The organism is Glaciecola sp. KUL10, assembly GCF_003203515.1.
GTDB lineage: Bacteria > Pseudomonadota > Gammaproteobacteria > Enterobacterales > Alteromonadaceae > Glaciecola.
Genome location: NZ_BGNG01000013.1, coordinates 1 through 19,496 on the forward strand (window position 1 = coordinate 1; position 19,496 = coordinate 19,496).

Annotated in this window: 17 protein-coding genes; 3 read left to right on the top strand and 14 right to left on the bottom strand. The window is 39.9% G+C overall.

The window, feature by feature from the left end; all coding sequences use genetic code 11:
- The first annotated feature begins 281 nt into the window (after positions 1 to 281).
- Complete coding sequence (locus KUL10_RS16545) at positions 282 to 752, top strand: RNA-binding protein (RefSeq protein ID WP_110430065.1); 471 nt, start codon at positions 282 to 284, stop codon at positions 750 to 752.
- Between the two features lie 49 nt (positions 753 to 801).
- Here KUL10_RS16545 and KUL10_RS16550 read toward each other — a convergent pair whose 3' ends face one another.
- Positions 802 to 2,058: a DUF5610 domain-containing protein gene (locus KUL10_RS16550; RefSeq protein ID WP_146216800.1), complete on the bottom strand. Its 1,257-nt coding sequence runs from the start codon at positions 2,056 to 2,058 to the stop codon at positions 802 to 804.
- Between the two features lie 134 nt (positions 2,059 to 2,192).
- Between KUL10_RS16550 and trmA the strand changes: the two genes are divergently transcribed.
- Complete coding sequence (gene trmA / locus KUL10_RS16555) at positions 2,193 to 3,293, top strand: tRNA (uridine(54)-C5)-methyltransferase TrmA (protein WP_110430067.1); 1,101 nt, start codon at positions 2,193 to 2,195, stop codon at positions 3,291 to 3,293.
- A 5-nt stretch (positions 3,294 to 3,298) separates the two neighbouring features.
- On the opposite strand, the gene fabR is transcribed toward trmA, so the two are convergent.
- On the bottom strand, positions 3,299 to 3,901 hold the full coding sequence (gene fabR, locus KUL10_RS16560) for an HTH-type transcriptional repressor FabR (RefSeq protein WP_110430068.1): 603 nt from the start codon (positions 3,899 to 3,901) through the stop codon (positions 3,299 to 3,301).
- 136 nt (positions 3,902 to 4,037) lie between these two features.
- On the opposite strand from fabR, the gene KUL10_RS16565 reads away from it, so the two are divergent.
- Positions 4,038 to 5,171, top strand: a complete 1,134-nt coding sequence (locus tag KUL10_RS16565; RefSeq protein ID WP_110430069.1) for a fatty acid desaturase — start codon at positions 4,038 to 4,040, stop codon at positions 5,169 to 5,171.
- Positions 5,172 to 5,243: 72 nt separating this feature from the next.
- Here KUL10_RS16565 and KUL10_RS16570 read toward each other — a convergent pair whose 3' ends face one another.
- From KUL10_RS16570 to KUL10_RS16625, 12 genes are all read right to left on the bottom strand, one after another.
- Complete coding sequence (locus tag KUL10_RS16570; protein WP_110430070.1) at positions 5,244 to 5,543, bottom strand: pyridine nucleotide transhydrogenase; 300 nt, start codon at positions 5,541 to 5,543, stop codon at positions 5,244 to 5,246.
- 103 nt (positions 5,544 to 5,646) lie between these two features.
- Complete coding sequence (locus KUL10_RS16575; protein ID WP_110430071.1) at positions 5,647 to 7,416, bottom strand: EAL domain-containing protein; 1,770 nt, start codon at positions 7,414 to 7,416, stop codon at positions 5,647 to 5,649.
- 182 nt (positions 7,417 to 7,598) lie between these two features.
- Positions 7,599 to 8,333, bottom strand: coding sequence for a phosphoadenylyl-sulfate reductase (locus KUL10_RS16580; protein WP_110430072.1), 735 nt, complete (start codon positions 8,331 to 8,333; stop codon positions 7,599 to 7,601).
- Positions 8,326 to 10,038: an assimilatory sulfite reductase (NADPH) hemoprotein subunit gene (gene cysI / locus KUL10_RS16585; protein ID WP_110430073.1), complete on the bottom strand. Its 1,713-nt coding sequence runs from the start codon at positions 10,036 to 10,038 to the stop codon at positions 8,326 to 8,328. Before cysI ends, KUL10_RS16580 begins: the two co-directional genes overlap by 8 nt.
- Positions 10,038 to 11,849: an assimilatory sulfite reductase (NADPH) flavoprotein subunit gene (locus KUL10_RS16590; RefSeq protein WP_110430074.1), complete on the bottom strand. Its 1,812-nt coding sequence runs from the start codon at positions 11,847 to 11,849 to the stop codon at positions 10,038 to 10,040. Before KUL10_RS16590 ends, cysI begins: the two co-directional genes overlap by 1 nt.
- Before the next feature lie 101 nt (positions 11,850 to 11,950).
- Positions 11,951 to 12,709 (bottom strand): TIGR04219 family outer membrane beta-barrel protein, encoded by a 759-nt coding sequence (locus tag KUL10_RS16595; RefSeq protein WP_110430075.1) that lies wholly within the window; start codon positions 12,707 to 12,709, stop codon positions 11,951 to 11,953.
- Between the two features lie 3 nt (positions 12,710 to 12,712).
- Positions 12,713 to 13,705, bottom strand: a complete 993-nt coding sequence (locus KUL10_RS16600) for a DUF2333 family protein (protein ID WP_110430076.1) — start codon at positions 13,703 to 13,705, stop codon at positions 12,713 to 12,715.
- 76 nt (positions 13,706 to 13,781) lie between these two features.
- Positions 13,782 to 13,982 (bottom strand): PspC domain-containing protein, encoded by a 201-nt coding sequence (locus tag KUL10_RS16605; protein ID WP_110430077.1) that lies wholly within the window; start codon positions 13,980 to 13,982, stop codon positions 13,782 to 13,784.
- 185 nt (positions 13,983 to 14,167) lie between these two features.
- Complete coding sequence (locus tag KUL10_RS16610) at positions 14,168 to 14,482, bottom strand: hypothetical protein (RefSeq protein ID WP_110430078.1); 315 nt, start codon at positions 14,480 to 14,482, stop codon at positions 14,168 to 14,170.
- A gap of 283 nt (positions 14,483 to 14,765) precedes the next feature.
- Positions 14,766 to 15,782: a tRNA dihydrouridine(20/20a) synthase DusA gene (gene dusA / locus KUL10_RS16615; protein ID WP_110430079.1), complete on the bottom strand. Its 1,017-nt coding sequence runs from the start codon at positions 15,780 to 15,782 to the stop codon at positions 14,766 to 14,768.
- A gap of 335 nt (positions 15,783 to 16,117) precedes the next feature.
- Positions 16,118 to 16,963, bottom strand: a complete 846-nt coding sequence (locus tag KUL10_RS16620; RefSeq protein WP_110430080.1) for a hypothetical protein — start codon at positions 16,961 to 16,963, stop codon at positions 16,118 to 16,120.
- An 18-nt stretch (positions 16,964 to 16,981) separates the two neighbouring features.
- A complete protein-coding gene (locus KUL10_RS16625; RefSeq protein ID WP_110430081.1) occupies positions 16,982 to 19,411 on the bottom strand; it encodes an EAL domain-containing protein in 2,430 nt (809 codons plus the stop codon).
- Between the last annotated feature and the right edge of the window lie 85 nt (positions 19,412 to 19,496).

Sequence of the window (19,496 nt, forward strand, 5' to 3'; positions counted from 1 at the left end):
CAAAACCACTTGCTGCTTCAGCGTAGCGTTAATGCCCTGTTGGGCTTGCCTCGTTGAAGAGGTGCGCATTGTAGACACAAAAGAAATTTGGTCAACACTTATTTACGATATATTTTGATATTTTTGTTCAAGTGGTCAGATAACAAACAACCAGATGAAACAGACTAACTTTTTAAACATTTTATTTACATATTCTTCAATCAGGACTAGCCAAATTGACATAAAAGCGTCATATTTATGAAGCCTTTTATCATCAACCAATAATAATAAAGGAAAGGTTTATGTTATTTGTACAAACCAGACTCATTCTTCTTGCGAGTGCCGTACTCGCGATCGTCGGCTATGCAACAGTTACTTATGGGTTTTCAGAATCACTTAAAAACTATGTGGGATTAAGCTTTGTTTTCGGTGTTTTATCATCCATTGGTTTAACATTGTTCATTTCAAAGAGTGATAAACAAGCCAACCAACATAAAGTTAATAGGACTAGTGCATCGGAGGCTGCAACGCTTTATGTAGGAAATCTTCCCTATAAGGTAAATGAACACGACGTTAAATTACACTTTGAGCAATTCGGTGTTGTTAATTCCGTACGACTAATGAAAGACAAACGAACAGGAAAGCGAAAAGGTTTTGGGTTCGTTGAAGTCGAAGAAGGTGATATGCAAAAAATGATTAAATCGCTCAACGACACCATTTTTTGCGAAAGGACATTGAAAGTTCGTCCCGCAAAAGACAAGGTAGAAAAATAGACAACGACTAAAATCATAAGAGGCGCTGTGACCAGCGCATCATTACCACTTAACGACTTTGATTAGAAATCAAATTAAGATTAGACGTAAATTTGTAAAATTTATTTATTGCTGATACCAAGTCGGGTACTTGTACATCTTTCATTTCATTTATCAATCCATTGATGATCGATTTGTACTCGTCTTCAGAATCTAATAATTCTTTGGACTTATCCATAACGTCCAACATTTTATTCATATATTGGGCAACAGATTTTGGTGAAGTGCCGCCGTTGCTGACACCGTCGCTTTGTCCATTAAATTCCACTTCTCCATATTGACGAAGCTTTGATGAAGATTCGCTTTGTCTTAATGTTAAAGCAAAACCTGATAACTGTTCATTATCGAAACCTAATTCTAATGCTTGTTCATAGGCTTTTGTTACATCCCCATAAAAGAACTGGCTTGTTATTTCATCGACTTTATTCACTAGATCTGTGATGGCTTGAGATTCATCTTCATCTATTTTTCCTATTATACTTAAATCAAAATTTTGAGTTTTAGCATAATAGGTAACACTTTCTGTACCGTGACTATCGCTGTATTTTGTACTGCTTCCAATAACTTCTTTATTGCTGAAAGAGATCGTAACCTCGTCGCCATCTCTTGTCTTTATACTAAATTGTGAAGACTGTGAGTCAGCTTGTTTGGCCTGTTCAATAATATCAACGTCCCGAAATGTTGCTAGGAGTTGATTGCTGTAATTGCCGAGTCCTTCCTCAATTACAGATTTGGTTTTTGCAATGTCATCTTTTAATTGTTTAGACACCAAGTTGCCTAAATCATGAAGCGCTGATTCAAATCCATTTTCAATGCCTTTTTTTGCAGCATTTATTTTTTCGCTTATCTGCTCGTCGCTTGCTCCACTTTTAGTAAGCTCATCCAATGCACTACCAATAAAATTAAGCACATTGCTTGCTACCTCTTGGATATCAAATCGCTCTTTGTCTAGCTCGCCTACTTGCCCACTATTTGGCTGACTTTCTAAGACTTTTTTACTTTCACTATCTTGCGTAGGGTCCGAATTATTTGTAAGACGACCACCGCGACTAATATTTAGCTGTGAAGAAAGCCGTTCAGTCAAAAGAAACGAAGCAACTTGCGCCGGTTTTCTCAATGAAAACGTATCGGATGAACGTTCATCCGATTGGCCCTCTTGTATAGGCGGTGCTTCTGCTTTTTTCTCACGCGCAGTTTCAGTCTGCAAATTTGTGTTTATTCGCTTTGATTGTTCGCCCCCTACAGGGAATATTTCGCTCAAGTTCATAATAATGACCTCTCTTACCTCAACTTGGGTATCGACCGCATATAAAAAGATCTTTAGTAAAATTTTTTTCTTAATCTGTTTTGCATTACACTGCGCGGCCTGATTCAATAAAACACGTGCAAAGAGGTTCGAATATGTCAGATAATTTAGCGCTCGCTTATCAAGAGCAGCTGTCAGTTAAGCAAAAACGGTTTGAATCACTGTTAGCACCCTATTTTGGCAGCAGATTTGATTTATTCACTTCACCAGCCAAACATTACCGTATGCGGGCCGAATTTAGAGTATGGCACGAGGGTGAAGATACTTTTCACATCATGTTTAGTAAGGAAACAAAGGAAAAATACAGAGTAAACAACTTAAACGCCGCTCATGAGAGTATCAATACAGCAATGAAAATGATGCTTGAGGCACTTAAAGGTAACGAGGTTTTACGCAAAAAACTCTATCAAATTGATTACTTGTGCACGACTTCAAATGAAATGCTCATTAGTCTGATCTATCACAAAACACTTGATGATGCTTGGGAACGCGAAATATCTCAACTAAAGCAAAACAATAAACAATTTGCGACATTGGACTTTATTGGCCGCTCCAAAAAGCAAAAAGTAGTAATAAATAGAGACTTTGTTGAAGAAGTATTAACGATAAACAACCAGCAATATTGTTTTAAACAAGTTGAAAACAGTTTTACGCAGCCCAATGCGAAAATAAACATAGATATGATTGAGTGGGCCATCGAGCAAACAAACGGTATCAAGGGCGACTTATTGGAATTATATTGCGGAGCTGGAAATTTCAGTATCCCTTTGTCTTCCGTATTTAATCAAGTAGTTGGTACTGAAATATCAAAATCTTCTGTCTCTGCAGCACAAAGTAACATCGAAAAAAACAATGTGAACAACTTGACTATTGTTAGGCTTTCCAGTGAAGAATTTGTCAAGGCAATGGCAAAAGAGAGAGTATTTAATCGATTACAAGGTATGGACTTAGATGTGTTTGAATTCAGTACAGTCCTGGTCGACCCTCCCCGCGCAGGTCTCGACTCAGACACATTAAAAATGATTTCAGCATATGACAATATTATCTATATATCATGTAATCCCGACACATTAGCCGCTAACCTTGATACATTAACAAAAACACATACTGTTGAACGTGCAGCGCTATTTGACCAATTTCCATTTACACATCATATTGAATCAGGTGTTTACTTAAAGAAACGAACAAGCAGTTAAGCGAGCTAACTGCTTTTTGAATATTCTATTGCGCCTAATTGCACTATGCGTAAGTGATGCTTAACACGGCTGGCAATTTCGATTTGACGAGCACCTTCGGCGTCTAGCGCCTCAGCGCCCGCGCTAAATACTAATTTTACCATTGCTTCAGCTTGCAAGTTAGCGAGAGTACGGGGCAAATTTAGCTGAATCACAATGTAATCACTGAGTTCTTCGATAAAATGTTGAATTTCTCTTAACACGGCTGCTCTATACGCTAACGAGGTACCAGTGTGCTCGCGCAGCAATAGTCGGAAGACATTTTTATTGTCTGAGATAAATTCCATAAACGTATCTACCGATGTATCAATAACGCCTCCACCAGACTCCAGCCTTTGTCTGGCTTGCCTCATCAACTGTCTCAGTGCTAATCCTGCTTCATCGACTAAAGTTAAACCTAACTCATCCATGTCGTTAAAGTGCCGATAAAAAGAAGTGGGCGCAATACCTGCTTCGCGAGCAATTTCTCGCAGGCTTGTAGCAGATAGTGACTTGTCTTCATTAAGAAGGCTGAAGGCGGCGTCAACGATACGTTTGCGCGTTTGTAGCTTTTGTTCTTGTCTGTTCATGAATTAAGAATAACGCAAATTTGAAGAAAGGTTTACGTTTATTTATTGCAAAAACGAAGCACAAAAGTTAAATTAGCGTACAGTTGTAAGCTGAAATATTTTTCGGCTATTTTGTTATGTAAACTTAGGTGTTATTTTGAAAAAGCCCCCTTTAATATTTACCAACGTGATTTTGTTCATCGTATTGACCTTAATTGCCGTTGTTGGTACTCCTCTCTGGGCCATTTCATATGGATTTGATTGGTTTGAAATTGGTGTAACCATTTTCTTGTTTTATTTTACTGGCATGTGTATAACCGCGGGCTATCACCGTTTGTGGTCTCATAAAACATATGATGCTAACCCGATTGTTCGAGTGATTCTTGCAATCGGCGGTGCAATGACTGTCCAAAATAGTATTTTACATTGGTCATCTGACCATCGAATCCATCATCGTCATGTTGATGTAAATGACAAAGACCCTTACTCTGCAAAAAAAGGGTTTTGGTTTTCCCATATGGGGTGGATGCTAAGAGAATATCAGGCTGCTAGGTACGATGATTACTCAAACTGCAAAGACCTTCAAAAAGATAAAATAGTAATGTGGCAACACAACCACTATGTTCCAATTGTATTGGCATCTAATTTTGGCCTAACTGCTTTTCTTGGTTGGTTAAACGGCGATATTTTAGGGATGATGTTATTAGCAGGTGTCACACGGATAGTGTTAGTTCACCATGTTACGTTTTTCATTAATTCATTAGCACACATTTGGGGTTCACGCCCATACACTGATGCTAACACTGCCAGAGACAATGGTATCTTAGCCTTCTTTACTTTCGGAGAAGGCTATCACAATTACCACCATATCTTTGAATACGATTATCGCAATGGTATTAAATGGTGGCAATTTGACCCCACTAAATGGCTAATCAAAGGTTTGTCATTTGTAGGTTTAACCAAAAACTTAAGAACATGCCCAGAGGAACGCATTGAGAAAGCAAAACTTGCAATGCAACTAAAATACGCTCAGGACAGAGCAATCAGCCTTCCTAACGCAGATGAAATAAAGGCTAAGATCCAAGCAGAATATGAACTTGTTCAGCAAAAAATGAGTGAGTTCTATGCTACTAAAAAGCGCATCATGGCCTTAAGAAAGAAGAACTTACAGTTGAGTTATGAAAAGCTCGAATTAGACTTTAAATACAAGGAACTTAAGAATGCCCTTAAAATTCAACAAGAAAAGTGGCAATCAATGTATAACTTTTATTTAGAACCTCAAACGACGTAAGTCTCCAATAAATGAGTAAAAAAAACGCCTCAATTGAGGCGTTTTTTTGTCGTATAGCGTTGAATCGTTAAATTAGTCGATTTTGGCTAAAAGAGCGTCTTTGTGAGCAACCACTTCGATAGTAAAAGTTTCCGGGTTAAAGGTCATAGTCGCGATGGCGCGATCAGAGGTGTCACTGGCAGCTTGAACAATTTCAGTCTGCGCTTGCTTATACACCATATTACTTTCTATCTTTTTACTCAAACACTGGCTATTAAGCTCGAATGTCTTTGCATCCATACAGGAAAACAACTTTGAGTCACCGGGTTGCTCTGTTGCTGCAAATGTAATGCTTGATGCAACGGCTAATATGCTTGCTACTAATAATTTCATATTAAGTACTCGGTGATTAATTGTGTGATAACTATACCAAGATTATCGGCAAAATCAATCAAAACCATAGAAATATTACATTAATATGACAGCTAAGTGACATTTAACTGAAATTTTTAAGTAAATAAGATGACAGTCTTTCAAATGGAATGGCTTTTGAATATAAAAACCCCTGCGCTTCATCTGCGCCAAGTCTCAACATTTGACTTGCCTGGCTTCGAGTCTCGACTCCTTCTGCAATCGTTTGTAACCCCAGTTGTGAACCTAGTGAAAATATTGATTTAGCAATCACTCGATGTTTTGGATTATTTAAATCTTTTACAAAAGACTTATCTACTTTTAGTCGATCCAAGGGCAGTTTTTGTAAATAACTCAGGGAGGAAAAACCGGTACCAAAATCATCTAGTGCTATTTTAAACCCTTTGGCTTTCAGTTCGTTTAGCGCCTTTATAACAAGTTGTGGGTCGTCCATGACTACACTCTCAGTTATCTCAAGCTCAAAAAAATGGGGCATAACTGAGTGCTTTTCTAAGGTATCGCAAATAAATTCAACAAAACCCGAGCTTCTAAATTGCAAAACAGATACATTCACTGAAATTCGAATCTCATTTTGTCCGCGATTTTGTAGTTCAGCTAAGGTCTGAGTTGCTTGTTCGATCACCCATTCACCGATTCCTAAAATTAGCCCAGAATATTCAGCCAATGGAATAAACTCTTCAGGAGATACGTAGGTGTTGTCGTTGTATTTCCATCGAAGTAAGGCTTCCAAGCCGATTACATTTTCTGAAATAAGGTCGACCTGTGGTTGATACCATAACTCTAGCTCTTTGTTCTCAAAAGCACGCTGTAGTAGCCTGATCATTTCGAGCTTTTTCTTTGTCTGTTGATCCATTTCACTGTCGTAAAAAGAATAACTCGAGACCAAGCTGTGTTTGGCATGATTTAACGCAATAGTAGCGCAACGTAGATAGTGAGAGCCATCATGGTGAAAATCAAGTTTACAGACACCAATACTGACATTGATAGGAATCGTATGCCCTCCAATCAAAAACGGAGATTCAAATATCAACGCCAATTCGGAAGGCTCTATCTCGGACAAATCGGCCAAAATACCAAAAACATCACCTGATATGCGCCCCAATTGTCCCTCATTTGGAAATTTATCTTGAAGTCTTTTGGCGACACTCACTAAAAGTGCACTACCGATATCCATTCCTAAACCATCATTAATATCTGAAAAATGATTGATATCAACTAAGGCAACCGCAAGTTGCTCAAAGTGATGTTCTTTTTGACTGCCTATTTGCTTTAAAAATTCAGAACGATTTGGCAACCTTGTCAGCCAATCAATGTGAGCAAGACGTTTTAGCTTGTTTTTTAAATTGAAGTTGCCCATCTTCAGAGAAAGCATCGTAGCGTATGACTCAAAGAGCAATTGAGTTTCAGGATTAAAATACCCTACACCTTCAACATACATAACAGCATCAAAGCCTTCGTAAGTTAAATACAAATAAGCGGTATCACCTGAAAATATGTGTTTTTTGCGTTCCAAACAAAGATCTATTGCTTTTTGAATGGTAGCTTCGCAAGTACTGATGTCATTAATGTTTGTGTTACTTGACCGCGGATACTTTCCAACCAAATACAACAAATCGTCAGCTTTATTCATCAAATGGCCAACTCTTGAGTAACAAAGTGCTTGAACAATATCGGGTTCTAGAGTGGTTATAAACTCTATATGATGATCAAAAAAATCGCCAACAACGAGCGAGGGGGTGGATGAACGGTATAAGTCGTTAATTGCGCGCAAGCCCGAGATAACTGGACTTGATCCACCCGCTATCGTTTCAAAAGGCTTATTTAAAGAATTCACATCAATGCGCTCCTAGCATTTCGCTCATACAAAATAACATAGGTAAACCTAAAAAACTTTCAGGCTAGCACATAAGATTAACTAATAAAGACTAATAAGCAAGTATTATGTTTAGGATTAAAAAAATGCGGCATTGAATTATCAAGTAGCCGCATTTATTGTGATGTACACATCGGGTAATACTAGATTCCGTCACCATCACCAAATTCATGTAACCCACACTCACGCTTCATTCCAAAAAAGCGCGTATCCTGCTCAGACATGCCCTCTTGGAGGGATTGAGTAGTGTGCCAATCACCGATTGAAACATAGCCTTTTTCCCATAGAGGATGATAAGGTAAATCGTTTTTCTTTAGATATTCATGAAGCTGTTTATTGGATTGATCAATAATTGGATGTACTTTGAATTGACCAGCTTGTTTAGTAAGTACGTTCAAATGTTCACGACTATCACTCTGCGACCGCCTAAGCCCCGCAAACCACGTACCAGCTTCCAACTCGGCAAGCGCTCGACGCATCGGCTCAACTTTATTGATTTTATTGTAGTTCTCTATACCTTCGATACCTTTTTCCCATTGCTTTCCAAATCGCGCTTCCTGCCACGCGGCGGATAGCTCTGCACGATATATATGCAAGTTCAGTGATAATTCAGAGGTGAGTCTATCAATGAATTGATAAGTCTCAGGAAACAAATACCCTGTATCAGTCAAAATAACTGGCGTCCCTGGCGCTACTTCATTTATCAAATGAAGCATCACTGCGGATTGGGCACCAAAGCTAGAAGAAACAACATGCGTCTCAGGCAAATTTTTAAACGCCCATTCAACTCTTTGAATAGGCTTCATGCCCTCTAATAACGGATTAGATTCAACTAAATTAATATTTTGCGCTAAATCTGTTTTTATGGCTTTAAGCATAGAAATCACGCGCTGAATCAACTACCGGCGCAATAATATCAGCGCGAATGACAAAGTCACCAAACGCTTCACCAGCGAGTCTCTCTCTAGCCCATTTACCAATTAGCTCATCAAGGATAGACATGATTTCGGTATCCAAAATGTTTTCTTTGTACATTTTAGGGATTCGTGTGCCTTCTCGATTGCCTCCCAAATGTAAGTTATATTTGTTGGGCCCCTTACCAACCAAGCCAATCTCAGCAAGCATTGCTCGACCACAACCATTAGGGCACCCTGTGACGCGATAAATGATACTTTCATCTTGCATCCCGTGTTTTGCTAACATCGCCTCTAACTCATCAACGGCCTTGGGTAAGTATCGCTCAGCTTCAGCCATTGCAAGAGGGCAAGTGGGGAGAGACACGCACGCCATTGAATCTTTGCGTTGCTTTGATGTACTCGCTTCAATTAAACCGTGCTTTACGGCTAATGCTTCAATTTCTTCTTTTTGCTGTGTATCAACGCCAGCAATAATAAGGTTTTGATTTGCCGTCATCCTAAAATCACCTTGATGAATCTTAGCAATTTCGGCACAACCTGCTTTCAAGGTTTTGTTGGGGTAATCTAAAATTCGTCCATTTTCGATAAAGACAGTTAAGTGGTGTTTTCCGTCTACACCTTCAACCCAACCAAAGCGGTCACCACGACTAGTAAACTCATAGTCACGACTTGCTTCAAAAGTAATGCCTGCGCGTTTTTCAACCTCAGCTTTGAAAGTATCTACACCGACTCGCTCTAAGGTATACTTAGTTTTTGCATTTTTGCGATTTACGCGGTTTCCCCAATCACGCTGGGTAGAAACAACTGCCGCAGCCACATCAAGCGTACTATCAAGCGGAATAAAACCAAAATCACTAGCTTTACGAGGAAAGGTAGATTCGTCGCCATGAGTCATCGCGAGGCCGCCGCCCACTAGTACATTAAAGCCAACAAGTTTTCCATTCTCCGCAATAGCAACAAAATTCAAGTCATTTGCATGCACGTCAACGTCGTTTTGAGGCGGTATAACAACAGTTGTTTTAAACTTACGGGGCAAATAGTTATCGCCTAAGATTGGTTCTTTTTCTTGCGTTGTATCGACTTTTTCGCCGTCCAACCAAATTTCGGCATAAGCGTTCGTTTTAGGCAACAAATGCTCGCTAATTTTAGTCGCCCATTCGTATGCTTCTTGGTGCACCTCTGACTCAACCGGATTAGAAGTACATAAAACATTTCTATTTACATCGCCAGCAGTAGCAATAGAATCGATGCCCGCTTTGTTAAGCGTTTGGTGCATTAATTTCATATTAGGTTTTAAAACACCGTGAAACTGAAATGTCTGACGTGTAGTTAGGCGAATACTGCCATACATTGTATAGTCTGCAGCAAATTTATCGATAACTAACCACTGCTCAGGTGTAATAATACCGCCAGGTAAGCGCGCTCGGAGCATCACATTGTGGAGTGGCTCTAATTTTTGTTTAAGACGTTCAGCTCTAATATCACGGTCATCTTGTTGATACATGCCATGAAAGCGAATTAGTTGGAAGTTATCTGGGGTAAACCCGCCCGTAACATCGTCTTTTAAATCTTCCGCAATCGTACCACGAAGGTGCTTACTCGCTCCTTTCATGCGCTCGTTATCAGCTAGATTGCCTTCTACGATAAGTGATTTATCATTACTCATTAGTAAACATCCTTTTGGTAACGTTTAGCTTTACGCATATCCGTAAGATAAACCTTAGCATCAGCTTCAGATTTATTACCTTGGGTTTGAATTATATCCAGCAAAGCAGACTCAACGTCTTTTGCCATTCGCGTAGCATCACCACATACATAGAAATGAGCACCGGCTTCCAACCAATCAAAAACTTCTTTTGCGTTTTCTCGCAATCTGTCTTGAACGTAAATCTTTTCTGCTTGGTCACGTGAAAACGCCAAACTAATTTTGGTAAGTAGGCCTGTTTTCAAATACCCTTGCCATTCAGTTTGGTATAAAAAGTCTTGGGTAAAGCTAGGGTTACCAAATAAAAGCCAATTGTTACCCGTTGCTCCTCTGGCGTCACGTTCTTGCATGAAAGCTCTAAATGGCGCAATACCGGTGCCTGGACCAACCATGATGATAGGAGTGCTGTCGTCGGCCGGCAGTCTAAAGTTATCATTGTTTTCAACGTAAACTTTTACCTCAGCGCCTTCTTCGACACGTGTAGATAAATAACCTGATGCGCCGCCTTGATGGGTAAAACCGTTTGCTTCATATTCTACGTGAGCCACAGTAAGGTGAACTTCATCTTCGACCTCGGCTTGGCTTGATGCGATTGAATACAAACGAGGCGTAATAACACGTAAGGCATCTACTAGCGTCTGCTCATCGACCTTGGCGGGAAATGCCTCAACGATATCAACAATTTGAGATTCGTTGAGATAATTGCGTAACGCTGCTTTATCCGCCATTAAGTCGGCTAATGCCTGCTGCTGTGTAGCTGCCTGATACGCTTTTATGAAACCAGGATAACTCAGTGTAATCTCAAGTCTTTCTTTTAATGCCTGAGCTAAGGTTAGCGACTCTTCACCTAGCGTGACCTGAGCATTTGCATCAGTATTTGTCGCATTGACGATGCGTTCGATCATATTTTCGTCATTCAAGAAATATACGCCCAATGCATCACCCGGCAGGTATTGGATACCCGAATCTTCTAGCGAGATTTCAATGTGACGTATATCTTTAATCGAATCTCGACCAGTTATCTTGAGTGACTCGGATAAGCTAGCTCCAAAAGGGTTCTGCTTGGTATATATCGATTCTGCAACCGCATTGGCTACAGGTGTTGTGGATGACACCTGTGTCGTTTGAACTGGCTTTAATAAGTCAACCAAGACTGAATCTACTTTTTCTGACCATGCACTAATCGCAGTCTCATAGTCAACATCACAGTCTAGCCTCTCTGCAAAAGCAGTAGCACCCAAGGTACTTAGGCGCTGTTCAAAATCCTTTGCTGTTTGACAAAAGAATTCGTAGCTAGTGTCGCCTAAGCCAATAACGGCATACTTGAGGTGGGGTAGTTTAGGTGCTTTTTTACTTGCTAGAAATTCATGAAGTTCGACTGCGTCGTCTGGCGCATCACCTTCACCGTGAGTACTGACTACTACTAGCAAATGAGTTTCATTTTTAATACTTCTAGGCTTATAGTCAGCCATACTAACCACTTTAGCCTGAACGCCTTTGCTTTCGACTTGGGCCTTGTATTTATTTGCAACGCCTTTTGCGTTTCCGGTCTGAGAACCGTAAAGAATTGTCAGCGTGGCAGTTGCTACAGCTTGTGTTTGTTCCGTTTCGGTAGCTGATGCAGGTAGAGCAACCGCACCTGCTAGGCCAGCTAAGTAGCCTGATGCCCAGATAAGCTGCTCTTTGTTCAGTGCTGATGCAGCGCTGGACAACTGTGTCAATTGCTGCTCATTAAGCATTGCAAATGCGTTTTTGCTGATATTTGATGTCATGATAGTTAACCTTAACTTTGTCGCCGCTAAGGTTAACCGTTTATCCCAATAACACTAAAGAATGAAATAAGATTTTTTATTACTTTTTAGAATGAAATGAATTAGAAATCGAATTCAAGTCCAACATATACACCACTAAATTCTAGTTCAGTATAAATGTCGTCAAGATCATCCAGCTCTAAATTGGTAGATCGATATCCAGCTTCAATAGACATATCAATCGCTAAACTCTCGACGAAACTATAAGCAACGGCAGCTTGAAAATCACTTAAGGTGTTGTCATCTAAGGATAAATAACTGCCTTCAACATATGCACTAATGCCCGTTGCAGGTATTCCAACTTCGACTTTAGAGTAGACCATAGGCACGATCCCTGAGAAACTTTCGCTCACTGAGCGACTTCCCTCTAATTCGTTAACCATGATTGTTCCATCTAGATGTTTACCGTTAATTCCAACATCGATACTGACCAAATCATTATCTAATATTTCGTAATATAATATGTAATCGGTTGAAGTGAGTTCTAAATCTGTTCCAAGATCGGTTTCTGTGACAAATAACTCATCACCAAACCTGAATTCGCTCGTTAATGCTACAACACCTGTCGTATCCATTGACGTGCGCATTAACTTGATGTTTGGCACCAGTGGAATCGGGTGCTCTAGCGCTGCATAAAACGAAGCTTGAGATTTATCTTCAAAGGCAAAGTCGGTGACCGTCTCTTCATTTGCAAAACCACCGTCGACTGCCATATTCCATGCATTCGCACCAATATAACCACCCAGAAAAGTATCTGCATATGCGCAAGACGCGCTAAGACCGATAACGGTTAGCGCGCATTTTATTCCTAAATTTTTCATTGTTTAACCCTGATTGAGTAGCTCAGATAATTCAATTAAAGCGGCATTCGCTCTAGATATATAATTAGCCATCACTAATGAGTGGTTGGCGACCATTCCAAAGCCGTCTCCGTTTAAAATCAAGGGACTGAATATCGTACTTTGGGTCGCTTCAAGCTCAGTAATAATTTGTCGCAAGCTAACGCTTGCATTTTTCTTTGCTAAGACATCAGCAAAATCCACTTCGACTGCTTTTAAAAAATGGAGTAACGCCCAACTAGCGCCACGAGCTTCATAAAAATTATCATCTAATTTAAACCAACTTGTTTGCGTTTTAGTGACATTTTGATTCGGCGTTGATTGGGTAGCTGAGGGATCCCCCGCTAAATCAGTATTATAGACGTCAGAACCAACGCTTGCACTTAATCTTTGAGAATAGCTACCTAATCGCTTTTCAACTTGTTTCAACCAGTCTCTTAAATTGTCCGCCCTAGCGTAAAATTGACTATTTGTGCTAGTCACGTCGCCGAGTTCGCTTTGATATAAACGAAGCTCTTCAATTGCTTTTTGATATTGAGATTCCGCGGAAGGCAATAACCACCTGTTACTGTCGTTATTTAAGAAAGGAGTAGCTTGAGTTAGCCTTGGGTTTTCAAGAGACTGCGACTGAGATCGACTAAAGTCTTTACGCATTGCATCAGCTAAGTCTCTGCTCATCTGCAGGACACCAAACTCCCAATTAGGAATATTGTCCATCATAATGCCAGGTGGCGTTACGTCATTCGAAATGTATCCGCCGCTTTTAGATAGCATTGTGTCAACAACCTCGACTAACGTATTGGTAATTGTATATCCTGTGACAAGTTTATGATTATTGTCACTAGCGAACTGTTTTGCACGCGCCTCGACATCAAACGTATTGGGCTGAAAACTCCACCAAAAACCGATGATGCCGAAGAACAAAATCACAATGGCAATGAATGCTGAAATCGTTTTTGTCGTTAAATGTTGCGTCATGCTTTTCCTTAACTATTGAATCAGACTTACAGTATAGCAAGGTTGCGATACTCGCTTAGATCGATTGTAACCTTTGTTACTTATATCGCAATAGTAAGATAGCTAATACATAGGCTAAAGCAGTAGCAAATGGGAGAACAACAAAGCTCAAAACTGCTGCGCCTCTTACTATCCATGGATTAATATCAAAATATTTAGCGACGCCAGCACACACACCAGATATTTTGGCTTGTCCCGCATCTCTAAAAAATCGTTTATCGTTTAAAACTGTTTTCATGTGATTCTCCTAAAAAAGTTGATTCACTGTTACTTGCCTTCTTTAAATTGCGAGGCAAGCATCACAATACCTGCGCTCGCAACATAAAATACAACTGGCGTAACCACTAAGCTTATTAAATTAATTTGACCCAACATAATAATTCCCTGCCTCTTTTAGCAATAACTAGTTTTTGTATCTGTCTATTAGTCGTTTGCTTCTTCACTAAAGTTTAAATCTTCAGTTTTTTCGATACGAGCAAGGTCAGTAATAGTGACGGTAGTCGCTGGTAAATTTAAATCGGCTGGCGCAATTTCAATGCTGTGGCCTAGTTCGATAATTGACTTTTGAAGTTGAATATCGATTTCTTGCGCTGTTTGTGTAATTGCATTTTGCATCATGCTTGAGAGCACATTTGCAACGCCATTTTCATTCGCGCTAGCAGCGCCTGAAAGTGCAAATGTAGAAACGAAGATAGACGTAAAAAGTGCTTTTTTAGTTGAAGCTTTTAATACTGACATAGTGTTTTCCTTTAATTAGTGCTTGGGTTCGTAACTACATATGACCCAGTTATCAAAATTGTCGTTTTGCTCATCGACAACTTTCATATAGCGAATGCTGTGCCACACTTGGGAAATATTTTATTGTTAAAGAATATCAAACACTTAAGCAATTAAAGAGTAATGGAAGACGAAAATAGAAGAGTAGAAAAAGCAAGCTATTGGTTATTTTAACCAATAGCTTAGCTTTTTTGACCAATGACGATATTTAAATATTCTTTTGCTGAACAGATAGATAAAACAGCTATAGATTAGGTCGGGACGATTGATATTCCTGAGCTTTAGTTTGCGCTTCTAATACTTGCGCTAATGCGTCCAAAAGCAATGTTGCTTTTGTATCTTTTTGAGTACCATTTTCACTTAGGTAACGTCGCCATATACGTCCACCAGCTTGCCCTTGAAAGAGGCCTAACATGTGCCTTGCAATATGCCATGCTCTTGCGCCTTGCTCTATTTGCTGCTCGGTGTAACTGACCATTTTTTGGACAACATCGGCTCGGTTAAGCGCAGTCGTATTTTGATAAACACGATTTTCGACTTCATTTAATATACATGGGTTTGAATAAACTTCTCGTCCCATCATCACACCATCAACTAATGTCAGATGTTCAAGTGTATGCTCGACAGTTTTCACACCACCATTTATGGAAACCTTAAGCATTGGATGTTGTTCTTTTAACTGATAAACACGGGGGTAGTTTAAAGGTGGGATATCTCTATTCTCTTTTGGAGATAGGCCTTTAAGCCAAGCTTTGCGGGCGTGAACGATAAAGTGAGCGCAGCCTGAATCTGCAACTGTAGAAACGAAATGCTCAAAGTCTGCATACTCATCCATATCATCGATGCCAATCCTGCATTTGACAGTCACAGGAATATCGACAACATCCTGCATAGCCCTAACGCACTTAGCAACAATATGCGGTTGAGACATCAGACAAGCGCCAAAGCTACCGTTTTTAACCCGATCTGACGGACAACCCACATTAATATTTACCTCGTCATAGCCGCGTTCTTGCGCTATTTTAGCGCACTCGGCCATTGCGACTGGGTCGCTTCCACCGAGTTGCAAGACGACTGGGTGCTCTTGTTCATTAAAGGCGAGATAATCTCCTTTCCCATAAATAATTGCGCCAGTGGTCACCATCTCGGTGTACAGCACGCTGCTCGGTGACAATAATCGAAGGAAATAGCGGCAGTGGCGATCGGTCCAATCCAGCATGGGGGCCACCGAAAATCTGTGATCTATTTTTTTTGCCGGCATTATTCGGAACCTATTGATTTATAAGGCTTTATGTTAGTTTTCAACAAATTTTTACTTCTCTAAAATTCTGACAATTTCTGGCTATTTCCGCTGATTATTAACCCTCAGGAAGACAATAGGCGGACAAAAACTATGGCTCATTATACCATCCGAAAACGATTTCGCGCAGATCAACCTGTGTTTTGTGCGTCAGTTATTCAGAAAAGTAGGGGGGACAAATAGGGAGACAAAATCAGAGGTTTTTCTAATGGCCTGTTAGCTTATCAAAAAACACTTCAGAGGCGAACTAGCAATTACCGCGCTGAAGTAAGGCGGTCAAGGCAACAGCAAGTTAATTAACTTACCTTAACTCGAAAAAAGCCAACCGAATAACGATAATATTTCGAATTGTATTTATCTTGTTTGAGTTTAGCCATTCCAAATTCACATCTCAAGGACTTCTCTGGGCTTATTTGCAGTGTCTCCACGAAAAAACGTTCACCTGTTACTTGATGTTTTTTAATCACTTCAAGAGGTAACAATGCTAGCAAAAAATCAACGGAACAGTTGTTTTTGTCTAACCCTGTTGCCGCGTAAAAACTATCTGTTACCTCAACATGTGGAATAGCAAAATCAATTATAAAACCAGGGTGACGGGTGTTTAAAAAAGCGTTGCTAATTGTTTTTAAGCTCACATTTCTTAAGTATCTTTCATGAATATCATTGAACAAACCAACGACTTTTTTAAGTGAGCCATCTTTCTCATCCAATACTTTTCTACCGCGAACATTAACCCACCTGTAGCATTCATGTACGGGAGAATAGCGGCGAGCTTTAAACTCGAACGACTCTGCTTCAGTTTCAATCAAAGTTTGCCACTGTCGCTGCGCCATCGCTTGGTCTTCTCTGTGATATGCATTAACAGCATCGTCTAGATTGCCTGTCGCGCTGATCGTCGCCTGTTTGTCATCGACAGAACTAAAAAGATAAAAGGCATCCTCATTGACCACATATTCCCAAACTATTTCATTTTCGAACCAAAATGCCAGTCTTAGTCGCTCTGTCATATTGCTTAGGAAACGAGAAGATTCAACGACCTCATTGGATTTGGCATGCAGTAATTCTTCTGCGCGTTTGCGGTCTCGACGCTCTCGGTCAAGCTGCATTTCTAATAGTCTTATTTGTTCTTCAGCAGTTTTCATTGAATCTCCATCTCGTGATTAGGCGGCTAGCCACTGCCCTTGGTCGATATATTTATCGAGTAACGTTTGTAAATCTTTATCAGCAAGTGGACGAGAGAAATAATATCCTTGCACATAATCGCAACCAAGCGTCTTGATAACCTGCAAATGAGAAGCGGTCTCTATACCTTCAGCCACCACAGGAACCCCCATCGAATGGATCATAGTCGTCACAGATTTGACAATATTTCGGCTGCGTTCATTTTCTTCAACATCTAGTAATAAGGACCGGTCTAGCTTAACGCAATCAAACGGGAACGCTGTTAAGTATGATAAGGATGAATAACCAGTTCCGAAATCATCAATGGCAATTCCGAACCCCAAGTTACACACTTCTTGAATCCAAGCTTTTGCTTTTTTAAAGTCTTCAATAAGAGAGGTCTCGGTAATTTCTAATTCAATTCGTTCGTACGCGACGCAGTGCATTTCGCAAAGTGTTTTGAGTTGCTCAATTGATTTAATGTTGGTGACTTGCGCACCACTGATGTTAATCGACACAACGACATCATTTAAACCCAGTGCATCTAACTCTCTTACCTTTATCGCGGCATTTTCTATTAACCATTCACTTAAAGACTCGATGAAAGTAGTTTCTTCTATTACTTCGATAAAAATATCAGGTCTTATAAAACCAAGGGTTGGATGCATCCACCGGCTCAGTGCTTCTAGTTTGATTAATTTGCCAGAATTAGTATCAACAATGGGTTGATACACCAAGCTTAATTGGCCGTCTTTCAAAGCACTATAGAATTCACTTTTTATGGTATAGCGAAGATTAATTTGCTCCATCATCGCAGTAGTGAACTGACAATACCGATTTTTACCTTCAGCTTTCGCCTGATACATTGCAATATCTGCTTGTTTCAATAGTTCGATATAAGACACTATATCGCCGGTTGCGGTAGCCACACCGATGCTTGCCGATACCGAAATTGAGTGTCTGTCTATTGCAAAGCTATCGTCGAATAAGTGCAAGAGCGATTGACACAAAGCTCTAAGGTTGAAGTCTTTAGGCACTGCTTCTACACACACCAAAAATTCATCACCACCAATTCTGTAGACTTTCAATGTTTCGGTACTTAGCTTGAGAAGCCTTGCTCCAACCTTTTCAAGTAGCAGATCGCCAATGACATGACCTAAATTATCATTCACAGATTTGAAGCCATCTAAATCCATGAATATTAAAGTCGTTCTATTCTCGGCCAGCTTGTTTTCTAGCGCCAACATATTTTCTAGAAAAGCATTGCGATTGAGCAACTGTGTCGTCACATCAATGGTTGCCATTTTGGTCAATCTTTCGCGGGAGGAATTCAGTTCTTCTTCGTATTCCATCAGTTGATAAATAGATTTATTGAATTCTCGTTCTAGCGCTTGTATTTCATCGCTCGACTTACCTTGGTGAACAACACCTAGTGTTTTTATGGCCTTTTCGTATTGTTTTTCACCTATATATCCAATTGTTCTGCGCAGGCGTGTCAGCCTAGCGATAGGGCGATAGCTAACCGCTGAGACGATCAAGAAAATACCTAGCTGTATCAACGCAATGATGACTAACAGGCTTTGTTTTTGTTCTGATTTTTGAGCCAATAGGTCTCCGACATCCTTTATCATTAACATCGGTAGCATGTCAGTTGAATTGCTTAACGTCCGAATCCATACAAAGTAAGTCGTGCCATTGGTAGAAACAAAACGTCCGTCGACAAAGGCATCAAAGTTACTGTTGTCAGAGACTAATGACTTAATTATTTTAGCGCTCACGTCAGCATTAGTGATGATATCTGTAGTGTAAGCAATATTGTTGAACTGAATAGATGGCTGCGAGCCGTCTATGCCAGAGGCGTTTACTAGGGTTGCAATATCAGTACTGTTTATTGAATGCATTGCCATAATCGTTGCAGAAAAATCTGCGGCGATCAGTAAGGACGCTTGTTGACTATTCAGAAAAACTGGAATAACTGACACTATAGAACAGATGGGTCTGCAAACAAACTTAGACTGAGGGCGCAGAGTTACTAAGGTTTTATTGTGTAATGATTGAATCAGATCATCACTCAATGAACCAAACTTCACCATTTCTGAATCTTGTGTGAGCGCCATTGTAGAGAGCTCAAATGTTAATTCCAGTTTTGGCCACAAATTTGCCAAGATAGGCCTCATGTTGGCAATTTGTTCTTGCTGTAAATTACTCAACATGTATATTTCTTCAGCAACCAGGGTAAGCTGATCAAGTCTTTGGCGCAAAACGTTATTTACTGAAGTGTGGTGATTTTGTTTGATCTTGATGAGTGCGTTATCTAATTCTTCTTGGTGCTTTGCATCCACCACAAAGTAGGCAAGGGTCAATGAGGTGCATGCTAACAAACCAAGAATGATTGCCCATTTAGAGAGAAGCCCTCTAATTCCAAACATAAATCTTAAGTCTCCAAAGTACTTAGACAATTAGACATCCATGAACAGAAAGAAACGTTCATGTGAATTAAGAAATGTTTAGTTT